The organism is Synechococcus sp. H55.10 (assembly GCF_047502715.1).
In the GTDB taxonomy this organism is placed as follows: domain Bacteria; phylum Cyanobacteriota; class Cyanobacteriia; order Thermostichales; family Thermostichaceae; genus Thermostichus.
The window spans coordinates 1-2,264 of record NZ_JANSJJ010000239.1; the positions used below are offsets into that span (position 1 = coordinate 1).

1 protein-coding gene and 1 pseudogene are annotated in these 2,264 nt (G+C 55.3%); one reads left to right on the top strand and one right to left on the bottom strand.

Annotated elements, in window-relative coordinates:
* Positions 1–494, bottom strand: a pseudogene (locus NW858_RS12035) (hypothetical protein); the annotation flags it as partial.
* Between the two features lie 478 nt (positions 495–972).
* Between NW858_RS12035 and NW858_RS12040 the strand changes: the two are divergent.
* Positions 973–2,264, top strand: a 1,292-nt coding sequence (locus tag NW858_RS12040) for a glycosyltransferase (RefSeq protein WP_414520594.1), incomplete at its 3' end; no start/stop codon positions are given.

The following is a 2,264-nucleotide window of genomic DNA, read 5'->3' on the forward strand; positions in this document are numbered from 1 at the left end:
GCTCTGTGTTGGGGATCCCAGCTCAAGAGATGGATCCCTTGGCTGAGCTTGGGAAAAGCTTTTTGCAGATGAAAAGCGGGATCCACTCCCATCAAGTCTAAGGTCGATTGGGCAAGGGATCCGTAGCGGCAGTGATCGACCAAGTACAGGGCCGGCTCAGCCAGGTAATCCCGCAGAAGCAGAGACTGGAGCAAATGGGTGCGATAGTCAACAAGCTCCGCCCAGAAGCAAACGCCAATTCGGCTATCGGGAAACCCTTCCCCCAAATCTGCCAGAAGAGCGGGGATGAATCCTTCGAGCAGCAAAACCCGTTCTTCTAACCCTAGCCGAAGGATCTGGGCTTGGAGATCTTCCGTGCTGGGCAATTTTTTAGAAGAATTCTGGAGCGGATCCCGTAGAATTACTGCTAACTTTTCCGAGTGGCGAACCATTGCCTCTAGCACAGCTCCTGAGTCTTCCCAGCCGATCTGACAAAAGATCTGCTGTTCAGGCATGCGACCTAGAGCCCAGTCTAATAGCTGAGCGAGACTCCCGACTTGCTCCAGCTCCGAAGCCAGCTCCTGAGCAAGGTCTTGGCACTGCATGGAAGGGATCCCTGGCGTTTCGTTCTCTCTAGCCTAATGTACCCGGATTCACCCCTAGTTCCCGCAGCTTTTGGGCCAGGTGCTCTGCTCGTCGTTGCTCCTACTTGACCTCGGCAGGTGGCCGCTTGGGTAGGTAGGCCAGATCCGGCCTATCAACGGCGGGGCTGCCCATGGCCTATCCTAATAGAGGGTCAAGGGATCCCTTCTTCTTTAGCCTGACTTCCAGGGCAAGCTAGGGTTGCCAGTTATCGATCCAGCTCTAGAAAGCTGCAGGGACGGGCTAAACAAGGGTTTTGACGGATCCCTGAGGAGTAGAGCTGGCTTTATAACCGTTTCATAACCTAGGACTGCTAAGCTCCTACGGACTGCCCGAGCGAAGGATCAAAAAATGAAGGGTACCAAGGCCGCAGCTCCGCGTATTCTTCTCAACTGGCCAGCTCCACCCGACTACATCCCGCCCCCTCTGCTTTCAGACCGGCAGGTAACCCTTTGTCCCAAGGCAAGAGCGAAGGGATTTGGGTTAGGCTTTGTCAACTTCACCGGCGGCCTAGTGGAGTGCCCAGAAGGAGATTATGACCTCTACGGCTTCGTACAGCAGTCTGAGCAGATTGCAGATAAGGAATTTGACTTAGTTGTTATTTGGACTTCTAGCTTCGACTCGAGTAATCCTTTTAATACCAAGAAGTTTGGCTGCCCGACTGTCCTGCTGGCTGGCGATACTCACCATTGGGAGTTCCCCATCAATCACCTCCTAGCCTACTGGGCTACCGAAGGCTTTGATTACGTGGCCACCGCCTACAACCGCCATCACCTGCACTGGTTTGCTGCAGCAGGTGTGGAAAACCTGGCCTGGTTGCCCCTTATCTCCATGCGCCCTGTCGCCCACGAGTGGGTAGAAGTGAGAGAAAACCAAATTGTCTTCATTGGCCAGCAAGGCTCTCGGCACCCCAGACGCTCCCGACTTGTGCAGGCTTTGAAGGAAGCGGATTTGCCTATCCTCATCAAAGCTGCCAATCGCATAGAAGCAGCCGAACGCTTTGCCAACTCGCTGATTTCGTTTAACTGTAGCCAAAATGCGGATCTCAATCTCCGCAACCTGGAAGTGATCTCAGCAGGTGGCTTTTTGTTGACAGACCGTCTTTCTTTTGCCTCGGGCTTCGACGAGCTGCTGGTGCCGGGAACCTACTGCGACACCTACGACTCCGAAGACGAACTTTTGGAAAAGGTTCGCTACTACCTCGACCATCCACAAGAAGCCATCGAGATTGCCCGCCGCGCCTACCAAGCCTTCGACAAACAGTGGCACCCCCGCCACCGCATCCAGAATCTGCTGGACTGGGTGTTTGGCGGAGAGCTGCCCGAACCCTTCCGCTACTCGCCTCGTTCCGAGGTGCGTCACTTTGTCAGCACGGCTAACTCTCACCTGATAGACACCCGCCTGGCTGTGTATGAGCCTGTGCAAGAGCTGCATCGGGTGCAAGAGCGGCTCAAGGTGTTTCTCAGCCGCGGCTGTCCTGGGGTGATTGCTGCTGATTTGCTGGACTTGCCACGCCTGGAGCTGTATGGGGAAGGGAGCTTTGTGGATCCCTGTGCCCTCTTGCAGCAGAGGGGCGTGGCTGAGCGGGTGCATGAGCTAACAGGAGAGCCAGCAAGCTGGCCAGTGTTTGATGTGGCTGTGTG